The organism is Paracholeplasma morum, from assembly GCF_016907055.1.
Classification (GTDB): Bacteria; Bacillota_I; Bacilli_A; order Acholeplasmatales; family UBA5453; genus Paracholeplasma; species Paracholeplasma morum.
Genome location: NZ_JAFBBG010000001.1, coordinates 73,203 through 97,375 on the forward strand (window position 1 = coordinate 73,203; position 24,173 = coordinate 97,375).

Below are 24,173 nucleotides of genomic sequence, written 5' to 3' on the forward strand. Positions count from 1 at the left end.
TTTTCGCGTTTAAATAAAGAAAAAACATCATTTTTCTGATGTTTTGTACTTTTCCAATTCTTCAAGTCTTTCCTTCAGTGTTTGAAGTTCTTGACGCATTATTTCACATTCACAAGCTGTGTCGTATACCCTATTGCCATCAATTGAAATGAATCTCATAGGATTCCCTACAACCACACTTTTTGGAGGAATGTCTTGCTTGACCATTGTGTTGGCACCAATCACAGAGTCATCGCCAATATTGATGTTTCCAACCAATGTACTATTGGCATAAATCTTAACGTTATTGCCAACATTGGGATGTCTTTTTCCACTTGAAGCAGTTGAATTGCTCCCTAATGTAACCCCATGAAACAATACTACATTATCTTTAATCACTGCTGTTTGTCCAATGACTACACCGGCACCATGATCTATAAATAACCCTTTTCCTATTTTCGCACCCGGATGGATATCGATATTTGTAAATGTTCTTCCGATGTTTGAAATGATTCTTGCAAAACCTGTCCATTTAATTCTATAAAAGAAATGTGCTACCCGATGAAACATTAAAGCATGTATGCCTGGATAGGATAAGAGTATCGTGAGTTTGGTTGGTGCAGAAGGATCATTTCGTTTAGCTGCATTTATGGTTAATCTCAGTTGTTTGAAGAACATAATTATTCAAATATCCCTGTTGAGAGATATCTTTCCCCAGAATCCGGTAACAATACTACAATACGTTTATTCGAATATAATCCTGTCTTAGCTAATTTCTCACATGCAGCTAATGCTGCACCAGATGAAATGCCTACAAAAAGACCTTCAATACGTGCAACGAGTTTTGTCATTTCTATGGCCTCTTCATTTGTGATTTGAACGATTTCATCGATGACATTAACATTAAGGACATCAGGCACAAACCCAGCGCCAATACCTTGGATTTTATGACTTCCTGGGGCATTACCAGATAAAACACTAGAATCTTTTGGTTCTACTGCGACGATTCTAACATTCTTTAATGTCTTCTTTAACACTTCTCCAACTCCTGTGATGGTACCACCAGTACCAACACCAGCAACGAATATGTCAACTTTTTGGTCAGTGTCATTTAGAATTTCTACTGCAGTGGTTCTTCTATGCATTTCTGCATTGGCTAAGTTTTTAAATTGTTGAGGCATGATGTAATTAGGATTTTCAGACAATAGCTTTTCCGCAAGCATAATTGACCCCTTCATCCCTTTTGAACCCTCTGTTAGTATAACTTCTGCTCCCAGTGCTTTTATTGTCAAGAGACGTTCTTTAGATACACTTTCAGGCATAATGATTTTTAGAGGAATGCCTTTTGATGCACAAATAAATGCCAAACCAATCCCAGTGTTACCTGAAGTAGGTTCAACGATCACTGTATCTTTAGTTAGTAAGTTTCTTCTTTCTAAGTCTTCAATCATCGCTTTCGCCAAGCGGTCTTTGACAGAGGAAAGCGGATTGTATTTTTCTATTTTGGCAACCAGTTCAACATCCAATCCTAGTACTTTTTCTAATCTATTCAATCTGACTAAAGGCGTGTTGCCGACTAAGTCAGCATAACTATTTGCTATTTTCATAAGGATACCTCATCTCGATACTATTTTATATGTTTTATGAATTAATTTCAATCTTAATGAACTATAAAGCCTTGTATATGGATGGCGACTTTTGACTATTTTGATTATAATGTAGTGGAGGTGTTAATTATGCATATTAAAAAATTCGTTTTGGGTGATATTCGCTCGAACTGCTATATTGTTTATCAAAACCACAAGGCACTAGTCATTGATCCTGGTTTTGAAAGCCAAGAGGTATATGATTTCATAAACAATGAAAATCTTGAAGTGACGATTATTTACGCTACTCATGGACACCTTGACCATGTAGGTGGTATAAATGCCTTAAAACAAAAGTTTCCGAATGCAGTCGTATATGCTCCAAAGCGTGATATCGATTTTTTAGATGTCACTAAAGGCTATTCAAGATTAAAAGAATCCGTGAATGTCGATTATTTACTAGATAATGACATTGAACAGGTCATTCTTTTCGAAGGCGTTAATTTTCGAGTAATTCATACCCCTGGTCATTCTAAAGGTGGCACATGCCTTTATGCTAATCAAACGCTCTTTAGTGGTGATACACTTTTCTATCAAACGGTTGGTAGAACAGATTTACATCAGTCTTCGTTTGAAGAACTAAAATCATCCATTCTCGAGAAGCTTTATACCTTGCCGGATGAAACCATTTGTTACCCAGGACATGGTAGTTTTACAACCATCGGTCATGAAAAAAAATCAAACGTGTTTGTTAGATTATAGTGATTTTTAAAGAAATATAGTTTATAATAAACCGAAGGATAGGTACACATGAACAAACTTAAGTCTTTTTTACAATCAAATATATATATCATTTCGGTTTTCTCATTAGCTTTTATCGCTTTTATTTCTACAGGCGATTTTCAAATAATCAATAGGATTGCGATGAGTTTTTTACTTATAGCATTTGCATTGATACTATCTTTCAGCAAGGATACAATCTACGTTGTTCCTATCACATTTGCTTTGTTATACTCTTATAACACAACCAATCCGAATCTAGATACACTTAGTGGATTCAACTTTGTCTACCTGATTGTCATCTTCGTGATTGGTGGTTTAATAACTCACATCATTAGATTTAAACCGAAGCCCAAAAAAGGCGTTTTAACGATTAGTTTCGCCTTATTCATACTTAGTTACTTTATTCCAATGATTTATAGACCGTTCACATGGACACTATTACAGTTATCATCGATTTCAATTGTCTATTTATTAGTGTATGTTTTACTTGGATCAACCATCAAACCGAATAAGGACTTTTTGATGAAGACCTTGTTTGCGGCATCTGTATTATTGGTATTAGAAATGGCTTACCGAATTGGCATTGGGTATTTTGAAACACCATCCAATCTCGCTTTGTTTGACCGAATTAAAGATGGTATGCGCAGTTCTTGGTACAGTGAAGACTTTGGTTGGGGTAACGTTAATGATGTTACAATCCACATCACACTTCTATTTGGTAGTCAAATATACATGCTAATTAAGTATCAAAAGAAAATCATCTTCTGGTTAACTCCACTGTTCACAGTGTTTGTTATTTTCTTGATGGCTTCAAGGGGTGGGTATTTATCCATTGGGCTTTCACTAGTGATTTATGGCTATTTAATCTATAAAAATGCCGATAAAGAAACTTGGAAGAACTTGCTTATTACGTTATCCGTTGGTGCTTTAATTGCCTTAGCTTTACTCCCAGCAGTGATAGAAGCAATCATCATTATGGCACAAGGTGGGTTTAAAGACTTTAATTATTTCACATCAGATCGACTAGTTCTCTATAAAAACGCAATTAAGCTATTCAAGCAATATCCACTCTTCGGAGCTGGATGGGAATCGATGACAGATGTTGTAAATCCAAACCGCATTCAAGTATTCCATTCGACCATATTCCATACCTTAGCAGTTATGGGATTATTAGGAATGGGCATCTTAATTTATTACTTCTATGTTAGCTTCAAATTTCTATTTACAAATAGGACGCTTCATAAAACAATGATTGCTGTCGGTATTTTAGTCAGTCAGTTGCACGGGCTCTATGACAATACTCAGTTTATGTTGATTTATACCATGGCAACAATTCTTCTATTTACCATGCTAGAACCATTAGAAAATAAAGATATTCTATAATAAAACCCACTTTGGAGGATTACCATCCAAAGTGGGTTTCTGTTTTAATAATAGAATAAATATGATTAATTGAAATTAAGAAATATAGATACTTATTATTCTGATCTAAGTGCAAGCACTGGGTCTTTCTTAGATGCTCCTCTAGCAGGAATTAACCCCGCTAATACGGTTAGACCTATAGAAATAACGATTAGTGCAACTGCGCTTAATAACGATAGACTAGAAATGTTTTTCACTTCCGTTAGTTTATATACAATTGAGTTAATTGGGAACGATAACAAGTAAGCAATTAGCACACCGAATAATCCAGCAAGCCCACCAATTAGGAAGGTTTCAGCATTAAATACTCGAGTGATGTCTTTCTTTCTTGCTCCAATAGCTCTTAGAATACCAATTTCCTTCGTACGTTCAAGTACTGATACATAAGTAATGATACCAATCATTATTGAGGATACTACTAAAGAAATTGATGTAAATGCGATTAGAACATAGGAAACTGTGTTGACCATTTGTTGGAAGAAATTCCCTAGAAGTTCTGCCAAGTCTGTATAGTAAATCGCATTGTCTTTATTTGCTTTGTTATAGTTAATTAAAGTTTCTTTTATCAGTTCTTTTGATTCAAAATTTGAAGGATAAATACTAATTGTATTAGGGACATCATTTCCTCCAAATGAACGGATAATTGCTTTATAAACATCTTCATTGATTGGTGTGCCAGTCAATGGGTTAATATTGGCATTTTGTCTCATAAATGTCACAATCTCTGAGGTCATATTTCCATTTTGAACGTAGCTATATAATTCTTTTGTGTATCCAAAACCGGTTGAATGAACGGATTGGTCAGTTTGTTCATTTTGTCTAATAATTCCAACAACTTTAAGGGTTAATGTCTCATCGAAATTAATGGTTTGAGGTGAATTCAAACGGAACACATCATCAACATTAACGTAGATTTGATCATTTAAAGCCAGCTCATACTCTTTATCCAAGATGGTCGTGAAATCTACTTCCTCTAATCCATCGCCTGACTCTTTCAAGCCGAGTTTTTCTAATATGGTTTCAGAGACTTTATTATACTGATCAACGATTAATACGAGTTCGTCTTTATCTTCTGGAAGACGTCCTTCAATAATGTCATATTGGTCATTGATAAATGCGTCGTTAACAAGCATCGTCCATGGGCTTCCACCGCCACCAAATGGTCCACCAGATTGTTCTTTAGTTTCTAGTTTTTGATAGACTTTAGTCTCATTAACGTTCTTAACATCGTAAATATCTAAAGAGAGTCCTGTTTGATATGTCACATCAAGCACCCATTCTTCTTTGATGTTTTCCTCTAAGAAATCAATATACGATTCTGTAATGTCGTTTCGTTTCATTACATCTTCAGCAGAAATGACTTGTTCAACAAATACCTTCTTTTGACTCGGAAACTGCTCAAATACTTTAATGCCTTCTAGAGCTTTCATTGCCGCATTAAGGTCAAAGGCTGTCTCACTAATGGTTAAGGGGTTACTTGACAAGGTATCACGTTGGATTTTGTCGATATAGTTATTCATCCCTGTAGATAAACTTAGAATGAGCGCCACACCAATTATCCCAATTGAACCAGCAATTGCGGTTAATATCGTACGGCCTTTTTTAGTAATCAAATTCTTAAGAGAAAGTGATAAAGCCGTCATAAAACTCATTGAAGTTTTGTCTCTTACCTTCTTCGTTTGTTTCGAAATTTGTTTCATTGACTCTACTTGATTCTTGAACATAACATCTTTAGATGCATCGTATGGATTAGTGTCTTCCGTAATTAGACCATCCGACATTTTAATGACACGATTTGCGTATTCTTCAGCCAATTCTGGATTATGAGTTACCATTATGACTAAACGATCGCTTGCAACCTTTTTGATGAGGTTCATAATTTGTTCAGATGTTTTGGTGTCCAATGCACCTGTTGGTTCATCTGCTAGTAAAACTTCTGGGTTATTGACCAAAGCTCTAGCAATCGCAACACGTTGCATTTGACCGCCTGATAATTGATTTGGTTTTTTATACAACTGGTCATCCAGTCCAACCTCATTTAAAACTGCAATCGCACGTTTTCTTCTTTCTTCTGCTGATATCCCTGATAATGTTAAAGCTAACTCTACGTTTGCAATAACGGTTTGGTGAGGAATTAGATTATAGCTTTGAAAGATAAACCCAATACGTTTGTTACGATAATTATCCCAATCCTTGTCCAGAAAATCTTTGGTCGATTTGCCATTAATTAACAAGTCACCGCTAGTATATTGATCAAGACCTCCAATCAAGTTCATTAGTGTGGTTTTACCTGATCCACTTTGTCCTAGTATCGCAACAAATTCATTTTTTCTAAAATCAAGCGAGATACCTTTAAGTGCTTTGATTTTCAATTGTCCTATTATATAGTCTTTTTTTATGTCTCTAAGTTGTAGCATAGATTGACCTCCTAATTTGATTCTGAAAACTATTATACCTTATGTAGATAAACTGAACATAAACAAATGCAAAATTGTTTGGTATACTATGATATGTTATACTAATACTAGAAAACGAGGTGTTTCTTATGGCAAAAATACTTGTTGTCGATGACGATAAGAATACTAGAAAACTAATTGAAGTATCATTAAACAAGCACCATGATGTTTTATTGGCGACAACAGGAAAACAGGCGCTTACTATCTTTGAAGAAAACGTCATTGATTTACTTGTTGTCGATGTAATGATGCCTGAAATTAACGGTTATGAATTAACAAAGCTGCTAAGAGAAACCAACCACAGTAATCCAATTCTTATGTTAACGGCAAAACACTCTATTGCTGACAAGCAAAAAGGATTTTCACTAGGCATTGATGACTTCCTAACAAAACCTTTTGATCCAATTGAACTTCAACTTAGGGTGGATGCTTTGCTTAGAAGGTCTTTAATATCTAGCAAGCACATCTTAGACATCAACGGTATCACCTTAAATAAGAAATCCCTTGAAGTCACTACGTCAGATGGCTCGATAATGCTTCCTAAAAAAGAATTTGACTTGTTGTTTAAGTTTCTAAGTTACCCCAATATCATCTTCACTAAATACCAATTAATGGATGAGATTTGGGGCGTATCCAATGATTCTGATGATCATACAGTCAACGTTCATGTTAACAAACTGCGTAATAAATTTAGTTCATGTGACGCATTTGAGATCATGACTGTACGTGGATTAGGATTTAAGGCGGTGCTTAAAAAGTGAATCAAAAATACTATATTTATCATTCTGTTAAACGTCTAACCCTATTTATCTTTTTCACAATGTTCATATCAGGGTTGATTACTCTATTTATAACTTTGACGTTAATCTATGTTATTAAAATAGAAATGAAGTTTTTAAGAAACCCTTTATACTTACTAGCCACCTCATTGGTTGCTTCAAGTTTACTAGCTACGATTATTACTTTCCTTTCATCGAAGAACCAAATGAAAGAATTAAATGACTTTCTAAATGCAATCAACCATGTTGCAAGAGGCGATTTTAGCATCCGTTTAAAGAAACCAAGTAACCATCGAATGGAGTTAATCTATCAAAATTTTAATGACATGGCTGCAGAACTCTCAAGCATTGAAACGCTTAGAAATGATTTCGTCTCTAACTTCTCTCATGAGTTTAAAACGCCGATTGCATCGATTAAAGGATTTGCAAAACTCCTTCTTGAAGGCAACCTTACAAGAGAGGAACAGATGGAATACTTAGATATAATTTATCAAGAATCCAATAGACTTGTGAAGCTTTCTGAGAACACACTCAATCTAACCAAACTTGAAACACAAACCGTTGTCTTTGAGAAAACCAATTATCAGATTGCTGAACAAATCAGACAGTGTGTGCTGATTTTACAAAACGAATGGGAAGAAAAATCGCTCAATATCACCTTAGAGTTGGATGAAGTCACCTATCTTGGTAACATTGAATTGATGCAACAACTATTCATCAATATCATTAATAATGCTGTTAAGTTTTCCAGACAAAAAGGTGATATTGCCATCACTTTTAAAAAAGCTGGGGATGTTCATCTATTCATTATTACCGATAATGGTATTGGCATGGATGAGTCTACTGTAAAGCATATATTTGATAAATTCTATCAAGGAGATTTATCACACGTTACTCCAGGAAATGGGCTAGGATTGTCGATTGTCAAACAAATAGTAACGCTCATTAATGGGGAGATCACCGTTAATAGTGTTCCTAATGAAGGCACGACTTTTATTATTAAGTTCTAGAAATCTCTGATAACAAACCCTACTGTTTTTATTATTTGGTCTGTATCCAAGAAAAAAATCCCAATAATTACATAAAAAACAAAAAACCAGTCAGGATAGACCGGTTTAGGTTAATACAAAATGACTTTGAAAAGATGAGAATTCATCGATAAAAGTCATTTTTTTCTTATTACTATAACTTTTTAACTGCTTTCAATTCAATATATCCACGTTCGCCAATAGGTTCTAATTGAATGTGTGGTTCTCTTTTGTTCCATTCATATCCAAGAACATTTGGGTTATAGTTCTTGATTGCGTTTTGAAGTTCTGTGATTGCTTCAACATAATTTTCTTCCATGAAATGTTCACCAGTAAACATTAAATAAGTCGCTTTATCTAGTGTGATGACATCAAAGCCTTCAGGGATTTCTCCATTATAGTCAATGTCTACTTCTATCCCTTGAACATAACTAGACGTATCTTTTTCAATAAGTCTTGATGGTAACCTCATCGAGACTGGTTCTTTATAAGAAGACTTAATACTCTAGAAAGATCCGCCAAACTAATCTTACTATCAATATGTTTCTCGATATAAAGTTGCATATTCCTAACCGCTTCTATTTTCGTCATAATTACCTCACAACCTAATTATATCTATAGGCTTAGCTGAAAACTCGATTTATTTTGCTATTATCTTTATATTATAAGTATTTATAGAAAAAGAAAACCGGCCTGTTTTAAAGGCCGGTCAAATTATTAAGCTACGTTAATGTTTAACACTGTTTCAGTACTGTTATTGTTAAATGCTTGAGCAATTTCAATCGTAACGTTGATGTTTCCACCTTGATTCCATTTGTATCTGGATAAATCAATCATTCCATTTGTTAAAATATCTGATTGAGTAATCGATGTAGATGTCCCCGGAATTGAATTATTAAAGTCAGCTTCAAGAATTTCTACTAGGAAATTAGAGGTCGAATCATTATTGTTTCTAAAGTATTGTCCCCAGTAATCAAGTGATGAATTAAGTCTTGCATCCACGTGATATATTACAATACCCGCATTATCTAATACATGAGGTAAGTTAACATGGGCATTATAAAGACCATTTGGCGTATAGAACATTACTAATAAGTACTCATCAAATGCGTTACCATCCTCTAAATCAGATGCTCTGTATGGAATTAATAAGGTGTTATTCAATCCATCAGTATCTGTTGAGTATGCATCTAATGACACTTGGTATGAGCCTTGAGTTGCTAATAATGGTTGTACCCATCCTAATACCATCTTATTAAATGGTCCGTGGTCACCAGCATTATTATCCATCATGTCAAATCCACCTACTGCACCGTAGTCTAAAGCATCATTATATGGATATAAGTCAGGCATACCCATTAAGTGTCCCATTTCATGAACAAATGTTTCCGCATTGACTTTTAGGTTAGGCATACCAGGAAGTGTATCATTAATGAATGAATAACTTGCCCAGAAGTAATAGTTAAATAGTTTACCATCTAAAGCTGAAAGGTCGTTAGCAACGCCACCTTCTGCAGTAAATACCCATGCCCACCATGGATCAGTGCTTGTACTATAAGCTACTGAGTAGATGAAGATAACTGCGTCAATTAACCCATCATTATTGGAGTCATATTGACTATAATCAATTTGTGAATCAAGGCCTAATAAAGCTTCTTTAATTGCGTATTGATCTCCCTCATCTGCATAGTCTTCATAGAAAGACTTCGCATTTGAAGTTGTAAACTTAGGTGCAATATCAAATGTAACATCTAAGTTAGTATAACTGCTCTTATAGTAATAACTTGCAACAGATTCCCATCCAGTTTCTAGAGAGGTTCCATTGAAAGCAATGTTTAATTTTTCTTCATAATCCATTGGGAATGGATTGCCTTTGATTTCTACAGGAATTACTAATGCATTGTATTTACCTGTTGAAGGTAGCCCTGATTTACCAAATTTTTCTATTTCAAACTCATTAATGGTTTGACGATGTGATAAGGTTTCAAGTGTTACTTTTTCAATTACAGGATCATATTTCCATACACGAACTGAAGCTGTTTGGCCATCAGCATCGATGTATAATGCATATGCTAAATCGTCATTCATCTTAATTGAATAGACTGACTTGCCTCTGCTTAATGATAATATTTCATCAGCTTCATAACCTTGCAATACTAAGGCAGCTAAGTAATTATCTACTCTAGTTTGGAAGTCTTCATGAGCAAATACGCCATTGATTGCATATTCTAAACTGTTAATCTTTTTCAAGGTTAGTTCAGTTATGCCTTCTAATTCAGGAAGTAAACTAGATAAGCCTGATTCGTTTAGATGACCACCTAATAATACAATCATGTCTGACCATGATTCAATTACTGGTGCGCTACCTGAAGCCAATACAAAGTTAAATAGCATAAATTGTCCGCCATTTCCACTTGTATCCCCAGCACCTGTAAATACTAATCTAAACTTAGACGCATTTACATTGTTGATGGTAATGGTTGTTTTATCTGAAGTGATTTGACTATAGAAGTCACCTCCAGCTAAATCCACCCAAGATGATCCATCAAACACTTGAACTTTACCACCTTTTAAGCGGCTTGTGAATGCATCTCTTGCTTCAATTTCAAATGTAAATGACGCAATACTATTTCCAAGTGTATCTATTTCAATATAGGCTAGTGCACTAGGGTTATTCTTAACATCTGCTGCAAAGATTAAACCTGCACTTAAACCACCAGGTAATGAACTTGCTTTAGATGAATCCGCAATGTTACTTACTTTAACAACCACTTTTGAATCACTGCCCGGGAAAGTAATTACTTTATTAAGGTTAGTTCCATATGAAGTTGTAAGTTCAGTATCGGTATCTTGAACATTAAATTCGTAATATACACCTTCTACTGGTTCAACAGGATCTACTGGATCTGCTGTTGGTGTATTGTAGATTCCTACGACATATACCACTAAACCTTCATAGGTATCTGGATCTTCGAAAGCGTAAATGAAGTAGTTTCCTACAATAAATGCTTGTTCTGTTTCATCGTATTCGAACATAGCTTCTAAAGCATCCCAATAGTTACTACCTTCGGTTTCAGTCCAGTCAAATGCATCGATGTAAACGACTAGTTCTTCACCTTCTGAATCATTAACAAGGCTATAATCGCTTGTCACAATTTCAGGAATTAAAGCATAGAAATCAAACCCAAGAATTGCGTTAAGTTCAGTTGGATCAAATGAAGTATCATCGTTTCCTCCACCCGCTTTTTCGCCATAGACAACAAACCCATAAACGGTTAATCCAGGATACGTTTCATCGTCTTCATAATATTCAACAAAGAAATCACCGATTTCGAAGCCTTGAACTTCTTCATTAAACAGTAAAGTAGCTTCGATCATATTAGCAAAAGCATCAAATTGTGCTGATGTAAAATCAAATAAGTCTACATATACTGTATATACTCCTTCATCTGATACGTCAGTAATCAGATAGTCAGAAGAAACTATTGTAGGTAATAAATCAGAAATTGCGAATCCAAGGATTTCATCAAGTTCAGTCTTATCGTAGTCTTTACCTGCAAATTTAGATTGTGCAGTAAACTGAGCAACATAAGTTTGGTTCTTAGAAACGACTTCTAAAGCTGGAGCCCATCCGGAGAACACAAATGTATGTGTATCTGTCTCTGACTTAACAGGAACTATACCCGCATAAGTTGGCATGACGCCTTCAGTGAATGATTCTACACTAATAGTTGAACCGTCTTCATTTTGCCATGTGATTTCAAAAATAGGTTTAACTACTTCTGTCCACTTAGCGTATAGGTCTAGGTCACCTTTTGAACCTGCTGCAATGCTTGTTACAGCGGTCACAAAATCCGCTTCTTTGTACCAACCTGCAAATACATAACCATCACGAGTAGGACTAGATAGTGTGATTGCATCTAAAACAGTATAGCTTACTGGGTTTAGATTTGAATTAACACCATCATTAAGGTGATAGGTAATCTCGTAAGCATCTGTTTGCCATTTGGCATACAGATCAAGTGTTCCTTTAGAACCTTTTGCGATACTAGATACAGCAGTCTTAAAATCTGCCTCTTTATACCATCCACCAAACACATACCCATCACGAGTCGGATTTACAAGCGTTACTAAATCTACTATTGTGTAGCTTATAGGGTTACCACTTGCGTTGATGCCATCGTTCAAGTGATAATTAATTTCGTATGTATTAATCTCCCATTTTGCGTACAAAGTCACAGTTTCTTTGATGTCTTCAGTTACTTTTGATTGTTCTGATAATGCAACATCATTATGCCAACTTTTAAAGGTATAACCTTCTCTAGTTGTAGAAACTTGGCTTAGTTTGTCGATACCATAGGTATCAGTGAATGAAACTGTTTCGATTGCTGTTCCCTCGTTGGTTACAAATGTGATTGTTTTTGCTTCTGTTTTATCACATGCATAAAGTCCAAACGAAAATAACAATAATGCGAAAACCACCATTATTTTTTTCATTAAATTCCCTCTTTCTATATTAATAATAATATGTGTTTTAGATATTATGATAGCATTAAACCACCACAAATGAAAGAACTTTTTCATATTTATTTCACTCATTAGTGTATTCAATAAAAAAACGGTCATTTTTATACTTTTTTTTGTTGGAAAACGCTTTAAAACGTTTTATCAAATTAGATGATCTTATCCAACTCTCCACTTTGATTACAAGAGTTACACTTAATATTGTTGTGCATTATGTCTTAATTTGGTTGCAAATAAGTTTTTTGATTGTTCCCTGAGAAGACAAAAAAGAAGCATTTAACCTAGTTTTAGTGGTTAGGTGCTTCTTATATTAATGTATGATGAATATTTTTCCTGTACATGATTAAAATTTGTCTAAATTACCAAAAGTAATATATTTATTTGTTTATACATCTAAATTATCAGAACCGAATTATGTTATTAATCCTTTTTATTGCAAGAGTGATTTTAGGGTTTAGGCTCCCTTTGCTCTACTGAATTGTGTGCGCTATTTTAATATAATCACATAACATCTTTAAAATATACACACAACTAGAATTTGCTGCTTACTGTTAGAGTTCAAATCTTTGTATCTACATTGTTTAACACATAGAGGTTTTACACATATTTAGCATTCCTACTTTGGAAATATGTAAAATTTCATTACGTTATAAAAGGACATAAAAATTAGAATTTTGGAATAAACTGTTGTTTTTAAACATATATTCAATTTATCCTTCGCAACTCGAACAACCTTCGCTCATCACTTTTTTACGTGATAATGCTTGAGCTTGACTCATACTATATTGGTAGTAAAGCGATTTGATTCCCATATTATGTGCGTATAGATATAATGCATTGATTTCCTTAACTGGAATGTCTGATGGAATCATTAAATTTATCGACTGTGCTTGATCTATATATTCTTGACGAATAGCTGCTTGATCAATAATTGAATGTGGATTAATTTCTGCAAACGTTTTGAATACTTCTCTTTGCTCCAACGTTAAGAAATTCAAATGTTGAACTGAACCATCTGCCTTTCGGATGGATTCCCAAACATCATCATTATCTTTACCAATTTCTACTAATAGTTCTCTTAAATAGGGATTCTTAAATGTCATTTTAGTTTTTGACAAGTCTTTAACATAATAATTTGAAAACTCAGGTTCAACTGATTGGGATACTTGACCCAGTATTGTTGATGAACTCTTAGTTGGAGCAACTGCCATTAATGTCGTATTTCTACGACCATATCCAATTAACACGTCTGGTTCACCATATAATTGAGCTAATTCAGCGGATGCTGCATATGTTTTCTCTTTAAGTGTTCTTGCAATTTCTACATTTTTCTGTGCAGCTTTTCTACTTTCAAAGGCGAGAAAATTGGATTGTAAATAGGAGTGCCACCCCAAAATACCAAGGCCTAAAGCACGATGTCTTTTTGCGAATGTGTTCGCTCTTTGATAATACATGTTATTTTCAGTTTTGTTTATAAATTCTGTAACAACAGTATCCAAAAAATACGTTAAAGTTTCAATTGCATCTGTGTTCTTCAATTCGTCCCAATGCAAAAGATTGATTGATGATAAAACACATGTAAATGTCTCATCATTACTTGAAGGCAGAGCAATTTCAGAGCACATATTACTTGCAAAGATTCTCGTGTTTTTATCGATATACACTTGGGGTTTATTCTTGTTAATATTATCGCTAAATAGAATATAAGGATAACCTATTTCACTTCTTCGTTGTAGTACTTTTGCCCACAATTTTCTTGAATGACTATCGCCTGATTTAACCTTTTCTAAGAAAGTATCAGATACAGTAATGCCTGTTGTTAAACCTTGAATTGGGTTACCTTCAGTACCTATATCTAAAAACTCATCCGCATCTGGATGTTCAATAGGCAAGTAAGCACTGAAAAAACCTCTTCTAACATTACCTTGTGAAACAACATCCGCTAAAGTATCAAACATTCTCATAAAGTGAACGGTACCATTTGAGTTACCACTATTCTTAATTGCAGCCCCACGATGCCTTACAGCTCCAAAAAATCCTGATGTTCCGCCTCCGCTTTTCATTAACATTCCATTTTCTGCATGTCCAAATAAGATAGAATCCATCGTATCATCAATATATGAACCGAAACATGAAACTGGCAAACCTCTTTCTAAACCGTAGTTTGCCCATACAGGTGAAGATAATGAATAATATCCTCTACCCATGTATTCATAAAACTTATCTGCAAACCCTGGAATTCCTAAGTATTTCTCTGCTGTATTTGCAATGTGACGAATTCTATCTTGAGCAGTTTGTCCTTCAAGAAGGTATCCTCGTGAAAGGAATTTCTGAGATTCTTCATTTAACCATTCAAATGCCATATTTATAGCTCCGTTCCTATTAATTTAAAACAAATCATCTTCAGTAAATGATTTTGTTTTTTTAGAATATGCAACACTTCGTTTAACAAAAAAGTCAATATTTTTTGTACTTAATGTTTCTTCAATAAACCAATCAGTTTCTTTGATCGCAGTTTTATCAACTTCAAATATAGCCTCTAATCCAATAGATTGAATAGATTCATTGAATCTATTTTTGATGAATTCTTTTACCACGTATTTGGATAAAAAAACTAAATCTGCATTCCCGTAAATCCAGTCAACGATTTCAGATTCAGCTTCGTAAGCTTCGATGCACGCTTTCTTGATCTGCTCGATTTTTTTTAAGTCGAACCACTCTGGATTTTCTTTTTTAATAATGTTTACAACATCAAAACCAAATCTCGCATGGATATCTTCTTCTTTGGATGTTGCTTCCACCGCGTTGGAAATACCTTTTAAGACATTCTTGTGTTTATTAAAAGACATCATAATTAGAAATTGAGAAAATAGCGAAACATTCTCAACAAACATGGAAAACAAAATGATGTTATTAAAATAGTCTTCATTGTCTATAGGTGTTTTATTTACTTTTTCAAGATATGCAATACGTTTTTTAATTGATGGAACATTGATTAAATCTTCAAATTTTTCATTCAATCCTAATAACTCAATTAGGTTTGAATATGCATCAGCATGTCTTACTTCAGATTCTGCAAATGTAACACCAACACTTTGAAACTCAGGTTTTGGAAATCTTTCGTATATCTTCGACCAAAATGTTTTGACTGCAACTTCAATCTGTGCAATTGCTAACATTGCGTTTTCTATAATGGAAATTTCTTCAGGTTTAAGATTGACTTTCATATCTTGAATATCTGAGTTGTAGTTGAATTCTGTATGAATCCAGTATGAGTGGCGGATAGCGTCAACATATTCCATAATCTCAGGATACTCGTATGGTTTTAGATTTGTTCGTTTTTTAAAGATATCTTTCTTATGTAATAGTCTGTAAGTAATATATGCTCTTGCTGCTTCAAAATGACCTATACGCATTAGCTCGTTTTCAACAAAGTTGTGAATTTGGTCGACATGAATCGAATCAACGCCCATGTCATAAATCTGTTTGTGAACTGCTACTGCTATGTCTTTTGGGAGATTTTCTCCAGGCTCACTTGAAACTGTACTCATAGCTTTTCTTACAGCTTTTTCAATCTTTTCGAGCGTATAATTTTGTGCTTTACCATTCTTTTTTATTACTATCATAGGCAATCCCCCTTATTTTAATTCATTATGTTTTTATATTTTAAGAACTATTGATTCATTTTACTATCTATTTTTGAATTGAAGTGACCGCTTTTTTGAATAAGCTTATGATAATTCATTCAGATTGACAAACCTATGGATTTCATAAGGTGTATCCTTATGATACTTTTTATTAAGAAGATCAATCCATACTTGACACTCTAGAAAAGCAGATGGATGAAGAAATGGATATTTGACACTTCGTATTTGATTAAAGCCTTTATCAGTTTTGACCACCCATTCTATCGTTTCAATCATTTGATCAATTTCGATTTGACTTAAACTTCGTCCTAGCGTTTGTGTAACAATATCCTCATCTTGGATTGTAAGTAGATGGTAAGGAAGCTTTAAATCAACATGATACCCATCCACCATGCCCTTTTCCCACAGCATACGCATTTTTTCTCCATAATACCCTGTAGTGTAGATGACTATCGGTTTAATGGAAGCATTTCTTACCTTTTTTAGATCTAATATAAGATGTTCAATCGGAGCTTGTAAAAATTCACCACCACTGAAAACAATCATTTCAATGATGTTTTCGTGCTGTTGAATAATTGTTATCACTTCATCAATGGATAAAGCATCCGGGTGTCTTTTTAAAATGATTTCATCATAGTTTATGCACTTGTAACAACGAAACATACAACCTGTTAAACCGTGAATGAGAATTACTGTTTTTCCAGAAACTTCAGCTAAGGTTATCTGTACATGCGGATAGTATCTGATCATTTTGAATCTTCAACTTTAAATCTTCTTCGTTGAGCCCAATCAAGTCTTCTCGCCTTACTCCAAAAGTTATAGTCACCATGATAATAACCTTCTGAATTGACATGAATGTTTTGTCTAGCAATCATACGAACATAACCAATGACACGTGAGAACGCTGCTATATCTGTTGATCCACAAACCGGGCATGAAGTGATATCTTTAGCATCCTTCCCAACAATACGTTGACCACATTGCTGACATGATGTAATTGTTGGAGTTAAGGTGATATAATTAATCGGTTTCTGGAATAAATTCCTTAAATAGTTTGCTAAAACTTCAGGTTCGATCTTATCTTCAAGGAAGTGATGCAAGATAGAACCAGATGTGGCATATCCTTGAAACTCTGCTGCATTCTCAATTTGTTCATGAAAATCAACTTCACTAAACGGTAGCATACATCCACTTGTCAAATATACATCGTCACCCTGACCTTGAACAAAAATTTCTCTATTTCGTTCTTTAGCCCATTTCACATCATGCCGAGCTAACTTGATGCCTGCATTTTCAGCAGGAGCATATTCAATGCCACATGCTACATGATCTCGAACAATAAACTCATTGATGATATCGCTCATGTATTGCATGAGATTATGAGCATATTTACGGGCTTCTATATCTTTTAACCCATTTTGAAAACCTGAGTTAATTAAACCTTCATGCATGCCTGTGATTGCAAAGACATTGAAATAGTTTTTTAGATTATGATTAAAAGCAAAAAATGTTGGATAGAGTTCTTTATGATTTTCAACCCATGATCTCTTAGCCATATGACCTTCTTGCATGATTTCTAAGTACTCACGTATTTTCTGTTTAAGTAAGTTTTGATCATGACCAAATTCAATCATCATACGATTCATGTTAAGATTAAGAACTTGAATAGCCCCTACATTACCTACACTGCTTCCAAATATCCCCCCTCCTGCACGAGATAAAACAGATAAATCAATATTTAAACGACAGCACAAACTCCGTGATACAGAGGGATCTTTTGGTTTGATATACGGATTTAATTGAGTATAATATGGATCTGTAAACGGTCTTGTTCTAAAGTTTTCAAAATAGACACCACCCCATTGATACATTTGTTCAAGCAATTGCTTAAACACTTCATTTCCATAGTTAAAATCATCATCAATTTGAACTGTTACTAATGGAAATGTCAAAGGAATACCTTTTTGAGTTCCTTTAGCCATTGCGTTGATAAATGCTAAGTTGATGCGATCAAAATAAATTGCGGGTATTTCTTTATACTGGTAATCTTTAGGTTCTCCACCAACAATCACATACTCATCTTTAATTTCTTCAGATGGTTTGCCAAATTCAAGCGTGCAATTTGAAAAGGCTGACTCAGAACCTGAACGTAGTGGTAAATTGAGTTCATAGACTAACTGATACATTAATTTAGTTAAAGTATGATCTGTATAAAACTGACGATTCAACTCTTCTTCATATAAGTAAGAAGCTAAAATCGTTGTCATTTGCGAAAGCATGACAGCTCCACTAACCTGTTGGCTCATCAATGTGACAACGTTGCTGAAATGTCGAATGAGTGTCGGAAGTGATGATGCTGGGCCACTCTCTAACATATTCTTCGCTAGACTTGGAATACCAAGAGTAGCAATATCTTTGCATGATACACTTTGGCAATAAGAGGATAACTGTTTATCGTGAATATAGACAACACCATCCTCATATAATTCTGTTAGTTTTTTCGGTAAAACATACTTTAATAGATATTCTTCTTCTGCCTTATTCGTGATATTCTTTCGCAATAAAGGCAGTGAATAAACAAAATTACTGTTCTCTCTTTTTAAGTAATCTGCTTTCTTGTCTTCATCATTTCCAATAAATTTGTTAATTAATTCATCTGTCGTTTTAAACATAGCCATTTTTCTAATCCCCTTTATTTTAAGTATAAAAAAAGCACACCGTTCACGAGGGTATGCAAAAAAAGAGGATTATAAATAACCTTCTTTTTCTCACTCCCAGGAGAATGGTATTGTGGTCTAAGGTAGGTCTACCGGCTCAACTTCATTCTACATGCACCTTCCCGATTTCTCAGTGGTATATTGCATTTCGTCTATTTCACGGTTGCTGGGACAGCCCAAGATTATCACTTGATTCCCTGTTATGCATGAATGCACCTTATGTTTCGATTGTATATTAAATGATTGGTCAAGTCAATAACAAGAAGTAGGCATTGGTGTAGGTCTAGGAAAAATTTTAGAGCAACTCATTGAGATGGGTGCCAAGACAGGTGCTGGTAAAACAGAATGGCGACTTTCAACGATTACAACGATTCTAAAGAATGAGAAATACATGGGTGACATGCTGCAACAAAAAACAATCAGCATCGATTATTTGAGTCATGCAAGAGTCAAGAATACAAATCACGCACCTACTTATTATACAGAAAATAGTCATGAAGCAATCATCGATAGAGAAACCTTTGAACTTGCTCAACGTATTAGAAAAGATAGAGCTAAGGTTAGAATTGGCGAGGATAAAAACCTCTCAAAATATAGTAGAACATATCCTTTGACGGCAATGATTATTTGTAGCGAATGTGGTCGAACGCTAAAAAGACGTTATTGGAACTACGGTAAGCCATCACAAAGGGTCATGCAACAGTGTGGCAGTTACATTGACGGTAAAGCGAATTGTAATGCAAAGGCGAGTCGTCAAGATCTCATTGAAGCAACAACAATTCATATGCTAAACAAAGTCTTCTTAAAAGATCTAGATATCATGTCAACCATTCAAAAGGTAATTAAATCAACCATCAAAGTCGATGATATCCAAAATATCATTGAAAAGTTAACATCAGAAAGAGATGAAAACGAAATAGCATTATCAAATCTAATTGATACTAAGGTAAAAGCACCCGATATTCCAGAATCAATATTTAATGCAAAGTATAGATAATACTCCGATCGTCTTAAAGTTCTAACTGCAGAGATTAACAAACTTGAACTTGAACATGTAGAAAACTATGACACCAGAAAACGTATGGATAAGATCAACGAGATTCTAGGTAAAAAGAATCTAGTCATCGATGAACTTGATTCAGAGATTTTGAGTACATTCATCTATAAAATGATATCCGTAAGTCCAAATGAGATTGTATACTGTATTGCTGGAACCAAGAATTATTCAGACAATGAGTTCAAAGAACGACGTTTTGAGTTCTTAAAAACTGAACCAATCATTGTGGAAACATATCACGCGCCCGATGGCTTAGCTAAGATGTTATATCGGGTTGTAGTGATATAATTTTTTATCAATTAGATGTTCTAACACTCAAGAAAATATATGCTTAGAGCATAGTTTGATGTTTCCACATTGATTTTGATATGTTTCCACATTGGGCAAAAAGCAAAAAAAGAAGCATTTAACCCAGTTTTTAAGGGATAAATGCTTCTTGTCTTATTATATGAATGGCTTTGTTAAGTGGTTTTTAAAGAAAGCAATGTGATAGTTTCAACGTGCGTTGACAAGACTGAATTGCTTGCAAAATCAACGTTGTGTGTATCAAAGAAACATCAAAATCAACCAAAATATGTTTTCCTTTACATGGTTGAAAACTGTCTATAATACCAAAGTAACATAAATTATATCGCATAAGTGGTCAAAACAACTAGAATTTACTTGTGCTAGATAATGTAGTAGATATCAATAACTATTCAAACATTCTTTCTACTACTGAAATTGACTTGTTATAAAAATCAACTTTCCCTTTAATCCCGTAAGGAATAATGGTTCTTGGAAGTGCATGTCCAAAGTTTAAGTTATATACTATGGGTAAACCCATATCATTTGATATCTTCAATAATACTTCTTTATATTCTTGATAATAGACCTCATCATATGGTTTACCAACCAATAAACACCTAGCATGACTAATAACACCTTCTTCAATTAAGAAGTAAAGCATACTTTCAAACATTTTTGGTGTTGGTTTTTCTTCACTTGTTTCGAGAAATATGATTTTGTCAGTAAAAAAATCTTTGTTAGGAATTAACCCATACTTATCATAAATATGCCTTTGATCTGGATACCTCTCACTTGTGTACAAATCATAGATACTTTCTAGACATCCTCCCCAGAATACGCCATCAATGACATCCGATCCATTTAAGAACTCGTGCCCTTTGTTTTCATCTAAATCGTAAAGCGGAACAGATAGTTGATCTACGCCATAGTTTGTTCTATTCAAATACCATTTAGAACTAGATTTTATTTCAAACTGTTCATCATTTATAAATAATCTCTTGTAGCTGTTCAGTGTGTATGGAATCATTTCCTTCTGTAGTTCACAAAGATCTGATAAGAAATTTAACCCATAATAAGTTACTAATCCTAATTTATTTAGCATCAAATGATTATTCGTAGAATCTGAAAAACCTATAAAAACTTTCGGATTTGAAAGTACCAGACTTTTAAACTCCTCATTCATAAGATACGGTATTGTTTTATAAGTATCGTCCCCACCAATGGCACAAATAATGCCCTTTATAGTCGGATCTTTAAATGCAAGTCTTAAATCATCAGCTCTTTTACTCGGGTTGTTTTTTACAAAGTCTAATCCCTTTAGCGCATTAGGCATAAAGACAGGTTCAAGACCTAGTTCTTCTAATCTTTTTATGCCAAGTTCTACCTGGTGTTTCACTTTAGGTTCACCTAATATACCCGATGATAAACTAACAATGGCGATTTTGTCACCCTTTTTAAGTTGTTTAGGCTTAATCATTATTATCCCCCAAATCCACTTTAATTTGCTCCGTAATGGATTTAAAAAACTCGCGACTCCAAAGGTCTAAACTAGACTGATCTTTAATAAATGGTCTAACATCGGATTTGGCAATATCATAATCAATCTGGTCGAATCGTTTTTTCAACATGTCAATTAATAAATCTCGAGTCAACTTGATGTTTTCGTCAATTGTCTTAGTTTGTTTCAGTCTAGATTCTAAGTGTTTTAAATTCACTTTTGTCTCTAAACTTAAATAATAGACATAATCATATAAATCTCTGCCCTTTATGCGGTTCTTCCAACTTCTAGCAATCACGGCATGAATTTTACCAGCAAATAACGATGAAGCATCATAAACTCGAACTTGATAGGGGAATGGTAATAAACGAAACTTTATTTCTGTATGTGCGTATAGCGGTGGATTTACATCAACTTCAAACTTGATGATAATCTTTTCGTTATGGATAATAAGTCTAGAATCCGACGAACTTGAATAAATAGTCATCAAGGTTTCTTTTGTATTACCTTTGATGAAAGCTGAATCAATATTTGAGTTTACTGTCTTATCCTTTTTGGAAACTTCAAAATTGAGTCCAAGTGAGTTTACAGCATCACTTATTGGTTTAAAATATTTACTAATATCAAAAGTATCATCTGATACAAGTAGACTAAAGTCCAAATCCTCACTAAATCTATCCATTCCGTAAAAAATTCTTAAAGCTGTTCCACCATAAAAAGCAGCTTGGGTAAAAAAGTCGGTTTTAGAAAGACCTGCCAAAACCACTTCTTGTAAAACTTCTTTTATTGCGTGTTTCTTATCTTCTAACGTTTTCGGATTATACTTATTGATCATCTGCTGAATAATTGTCATTTCATATACTCACTTTCAATGTATTTTCTTAAGTAATTCATATTGCTCGAGATGTATTTATCAGATAAAAACAGTATTTCATCAAAGTTAAGTTGTTCAAAGATATCCTTGTTTATCCGTAAATCATCAAAAAGTAACATTTTTAGTTCTTTCATACTTTTTACTGGTTTTCTTATATATAGTAAATCACATAGTGCTTTTTCTGGGTTAGCCATAAAATAAGCATACCCGTCTTTTTCATATGCTTTTACTGAAAAAGGAAATGCAGCATTTGGAACATCTCTATAGGTATAAAGTCCGAAATGGTTTTGATAAACTTTGCTTTTTCTTTTGTTGAATGTTGCATTTGTATAAGTAACAACCCTTTCAGGGATGAGATTATGATATGAAAGTGCATATTCGAAAGATAAATAGGATGGTCCATAAATATAAGAAGCGAGTAAAAATCCATCAGCTGATTCGTTAGTTTCATAAATACCACGTACAAGAGGAAATAAGAAACCACTATCAATGTCTCTTTTGATTTTACCATTAATATCCGTATAATCCTTATACTTTTCTTTTAGGTTTAGTGTTGTAACAATCATATTATTTCCTCCACTTAATTTTATTATATGCTATTATCTGGAGAATATCAATATATTTAGTTTCTTTGATATCTTTTAGATCAGAGTGACTAGTATTTTTCAAAACAAAATAATCGTAGCCGAAACATATCATGGATAAAACCAAAAAAAGAAGCATTTAACCCTACTTTAATGGGTTAGATGCTTCTACTACTGTTTTATGAACGGCTTTGTTAAGACGTTTTTAAAGAAAGCAATGTGATAGTTTCAACATGCGTTGATGCGACTAGATTGCTTACAAAATCAACATTGTGTGTATCAAAGTAACATCAAAATCGACTAAAATATGTTTACATTTACATGGTTGAAAACCGTCTATAATGCCAAAGTAACATATTTATAGGTTTTAATCTAAAACTATAAGTGAGCGTCATAATTACCTCATCTCCATAAAAGAATAAATCTTTAATCCATTTAAGTTGCACAATAAACAAAGGATTTTTCATATGATCTTATTTAACTTGCTCTAAAATCACAAGTAATTCTTTTGTTATATTACTGTAACCATTCCAGATAAAGTATTGTGTTACAATCTCATGCTCATCATATTCAACAACTAGAAAATTGCATGTATATCCATCATTTTTTCCATACTCATAATCATCGATTTTTTTGGATTCTTCACTGTCAAAAACAAAAATATCATAGCAATCTACAAGTTCTTTCCAAGTGTTATAAATCGCACCTTCAGTGATGTCAATTAAATCCATATTCTCATGATTATATGCGCTATGTTGCTTAAATCTATCTCCACGAACTTCATTAAGGTCTGAGACACTTGCTAACCTTGGATTAAATCTTTCGTTTAATTTCTTTCTTATTTCTTTTTTGTTAATCATGAATGCCTCCTACTTATTATATTTAATGAATAAAGCATGTGCATGTTCTATTCTGAACGGATGATAATGTAGCAAATGTATGTCACCTATT

Annotated in this window: 19 protein-coding genes and 1 riboswitch; of the genes, 6 read left to right on the top strand and 13 right to left on the bottom strand. The window is 33.9% G+C overall.

From position 1 onward, the window contains the following. Positions 1–27 precede the first annotated feature (27 nt). Entirely contained in the window at positions 28–657 is a 630-nt protein-coding gene (epsC, locus tag JN09_RS00370) for a serine O-acetyltransferase EpsC (RefSeq protein WP_204431814.1), read from the bottom strand. Positions 658–659: 2 nt separating this feature from the next. Continuing rightward, positions 660–1,586: a cysteine synthase A gene (cysK, locus tag JN09_RS00375; protein WP_204431815.1), complete on the bottom strand. Its 927-nt coding sequence runs from the start codon at positions 1,584–1,586 to the stop codon at positions 660–662. A 129-nt stretch (positions 1,587–1,715) separates the two neighbouring features. Here cysK and JN09_RS00380 point away from each other — a divergent pair, with 129 nt between their 5' ends. Then, on the top strand, positions 1,716–2,327 hold the full coding sequence (locus tag JN09_RS00380; protein ID WP_204431816.1) for an MBL fold metallo-hydrolase: 612 nt from the start codon (positions 1,716–1,718) through the stop codon (positions 2,325–2,327). A 48-nt stretch (positions 2,328–2,375) separates the two neighbouring features. After that, the gene (locus JN09_RS00385; RefSeq protein WP_204431817.1) at positions 2,376–3,731 is read left to right on the top strand and encodes an O-antigen ligase family protein; all 1,356 of its coding nucleotides are present in this window, start codon (positions 2,376–2,378) and stop codon (positions 3,729–3,731) included. A 95-nt stretch (positions 3,732–3,826) separates the two neighbouring features. On the opposite strand, the gene JN09_RS00390 is transcribed toward JN09_RS00385, so the two are convergent. Further along, positions 3,827–6,187, bottom strand: a complete 2,361-nt coding sequence (locus JN09_RS00390) for an ABC transporter ATP-binding protein/permease (protein ID WP_204431818.1) — start codon at positions 6,185–6,187, stop codon at positions 3,827–3,829. Positions 6,188–6,315: 128 nt separating this feature from the next. Between JN09_RS00390 and JN09_RS00395 the strand changes: the two genes are divergently transcribed. Both JN09_RS00395 and JN09_RS00400 read left to right on the top strand, forming a co-directional pair. Next, the gene (locus JN09_RS00395) at positions 6,316–6,987 is read left to right on the top strand and encodes a response regulator transcription factor (RefSeq protein WP_204431819.1); all 672 of its coding nucleotides are present in this window, start codon (positions 6,316–6,318) and stop codon (positions 6,985–6,987) included. After that, on the top strand, positions 6,984–8,015 hold the full coding sequence (locus JN09_RS00400; RefSeq protein WP_204431820.1) for a sensor histidine kinase: 1,032 nt from the start codon (positions 6,984–6,986) through the stop codon (positions 8,013–8,015). The genes JN09_RS00395 and JN09_RS00400 overlap by 4 nt, the downstream gene beginning before the upstream one ends. Before the next feature lie 172 nt (positions 8,016–8,187). On the opposite strand, the gene JN09_RS00405 is transcribed toward JN09_RS00400, so the two are convergent. The 6 genes from JN09_RS00405 to nrdD form a co-directional block, all read right to left on the bottom strand. Further along, positions 8,188–8,505 carry a hypothetical protein gene (locus tag JN09_RS00405; RefSeq protein WP_204431821.1) on the bottom strand — a complete coding sequence of 106 codons (318 nt, stop codon included), beginning with the start codon at positions 8,503–8,505 and terminating at the stop codon, positions 8,188–8,190. Between the two features lie 245 nt (positions 8,506–8,750). Next, positions 8,751–12,530 (bottom strand): InlB B-repeat-containing protein, encoded by a 3,780-nt coding sequence (locus tag JN09_RS00410; protein WP_204431822.1) that lies wholly within the window; start codon positions 12,528–12,530, stop codon positions 8,751–8,753. 737 nt (positions 12,531–13,267) lie between these two features. Then, positions 13,268–14,920, bottom strand: coding sequence for a ribonucleoside-diphosphate reductase subunit alpha (locus JN09_RS00415; protein WP_204431823.1), 1,653 nt, complete (start codon positions 14,918–14,920; stop codon positions 13,268–13,270). 24 nt (positions 14,921–14,944) lie between these two features. Next, complete coding sequence (locus JN09_RS00420; RefSeq protein ID WP_204431824.1) at positions 14,945–16,183, bottom strand: ribonucleotide-diphosphate reductase subunit beta; 1,239 nt, start codon at positions 16,181–16,183, stop codon at positions 14,945–14,947. Positions 16,184–16,288: 105 nt separating this feature from the next. Continuing rightward, complete coding sequence (locus JN09_RS00425) at positions 16,289–16,954, bottom strand: radical SAM protein (protein WP_204431825.1); 666 nt, start codon at positions 16,952–16,954, stop codon at positions 16,289–16,291. Continuing rightward, entirely contained in the window at positions 16,951–18,882 is a 1,932-nt protein-coding gene (nrdD, locus tag JN09_RS00430; RefSeq protein WP_204431826.1) for an anaerobic ribonucleoside-triphosphate reductase, read from the bottom strand. The genes JN09_RS00425 and nrdD overlap by 4 nt, the downstream gene beginning before the upstream one ends. 104 nt (positions 18,883–18,986) lie before the next feature. Continuing rightward, positions 18,987–19,156: riboswitch (cobalamin riboswitch) on the bottom strand. Positions 19,157–19,192: 36 nt separating this feature from the next. On the opposite strand from nrdD, the gene JN09_RS07695 reads away from it, so the two are divergent. Together JN09_RS07695 and JN09_RS00440 are read left to right on the top strand one after the other, a co-directional pair. Continuing rightward, positions 19,193–19,918 carry a recombinase family protein gene (locus JN09_RS07695; RefSeq protein ID WP_308699511.1) on the top strand — a complete coding sequence of 242 codons (726 nt, stop codon included), beginning with the start codon at positions 19,193–19,195 and terminating at the stop codon, positions 19,916–19,918. An 84-nt stretch (positions 19,919–20,002) separates the two neighbouring features. Beyond that, a complete protein-coding gene (locus JN09_RS00440) occupies positions 20,003–20,266 on the top strand; it encodes a hypothetical protein (protein ID WP_204431828.1) in 264 nt (87 codons plus the stop codon). Between the two features lie 406 nt (positions 20,267–20,672). Here JN09_RS00440 and JN09_RS00445 read toward each other — a convergent pair whose 3' ends face one another. The 4 genes from JN09_RS00445 to JN09_RS00460 all read right to left on the bottom strand — a co-directional run bounded on the left by JN09_RS00445 (position 20,673) and on the right by JN09_RS00460 (position 24,082). Beyond that, positions 20,673–21,743 carry a S66 family peptidase gene (locus tag JN09_RS00445; protein WP_204431829.1) on the bottom strand — a complete coding sequence of 357 codons (1,071 nt, stop codon included), beginning with the start codon at positions 21,741–21,743 and terminating at the stop codon, positions 20,673–20,675. Further along, a complete protein-coding gene (locus tag JN09_RS00450; protein WP_204431830.1) occupies positions 21,736–22,617 on the bottom strand; it encodes a nucleotidyl transferase AbiEii/AbiGii toxin family protein in 882 nt (293 codons plus the stop codon). Before JN09_RS00450 ends, JN09_RS00445 begins: the two co-directional genes overlap by 8 nt. Then, on the bottom strand, positions 22,614–23,204 hold the full coding sequence (locus JN09_RS00455) for a type IV toxin-antitoxin system AbiEi family antitoxin domain-containing protein (RefSeq protein ID WP_204431831.1): 591 nt from the start codon (positions 23,202–23,204) through the stop codon (positions 22,614–22,616). The genes JN09_RS00450 and JN09_RS00455 overlap by 4 nt, the downstream gene beginning before the upstream one ends. Before the next feature lie 491 nt (positions 23,205–23,695). Further along, on the bottom strand, positions 23,696–24,082 hold the full coding sequence (locus JN09_RS00460; RefSeq protein WP_204431832.1) for a hypothetical protein: 387 nt from the start codon (positions 24,080–24,082) through the stop codon (positions 23,696–23,698). Positions 24,083–24,173: the final 91 nt, after the last annotated feature.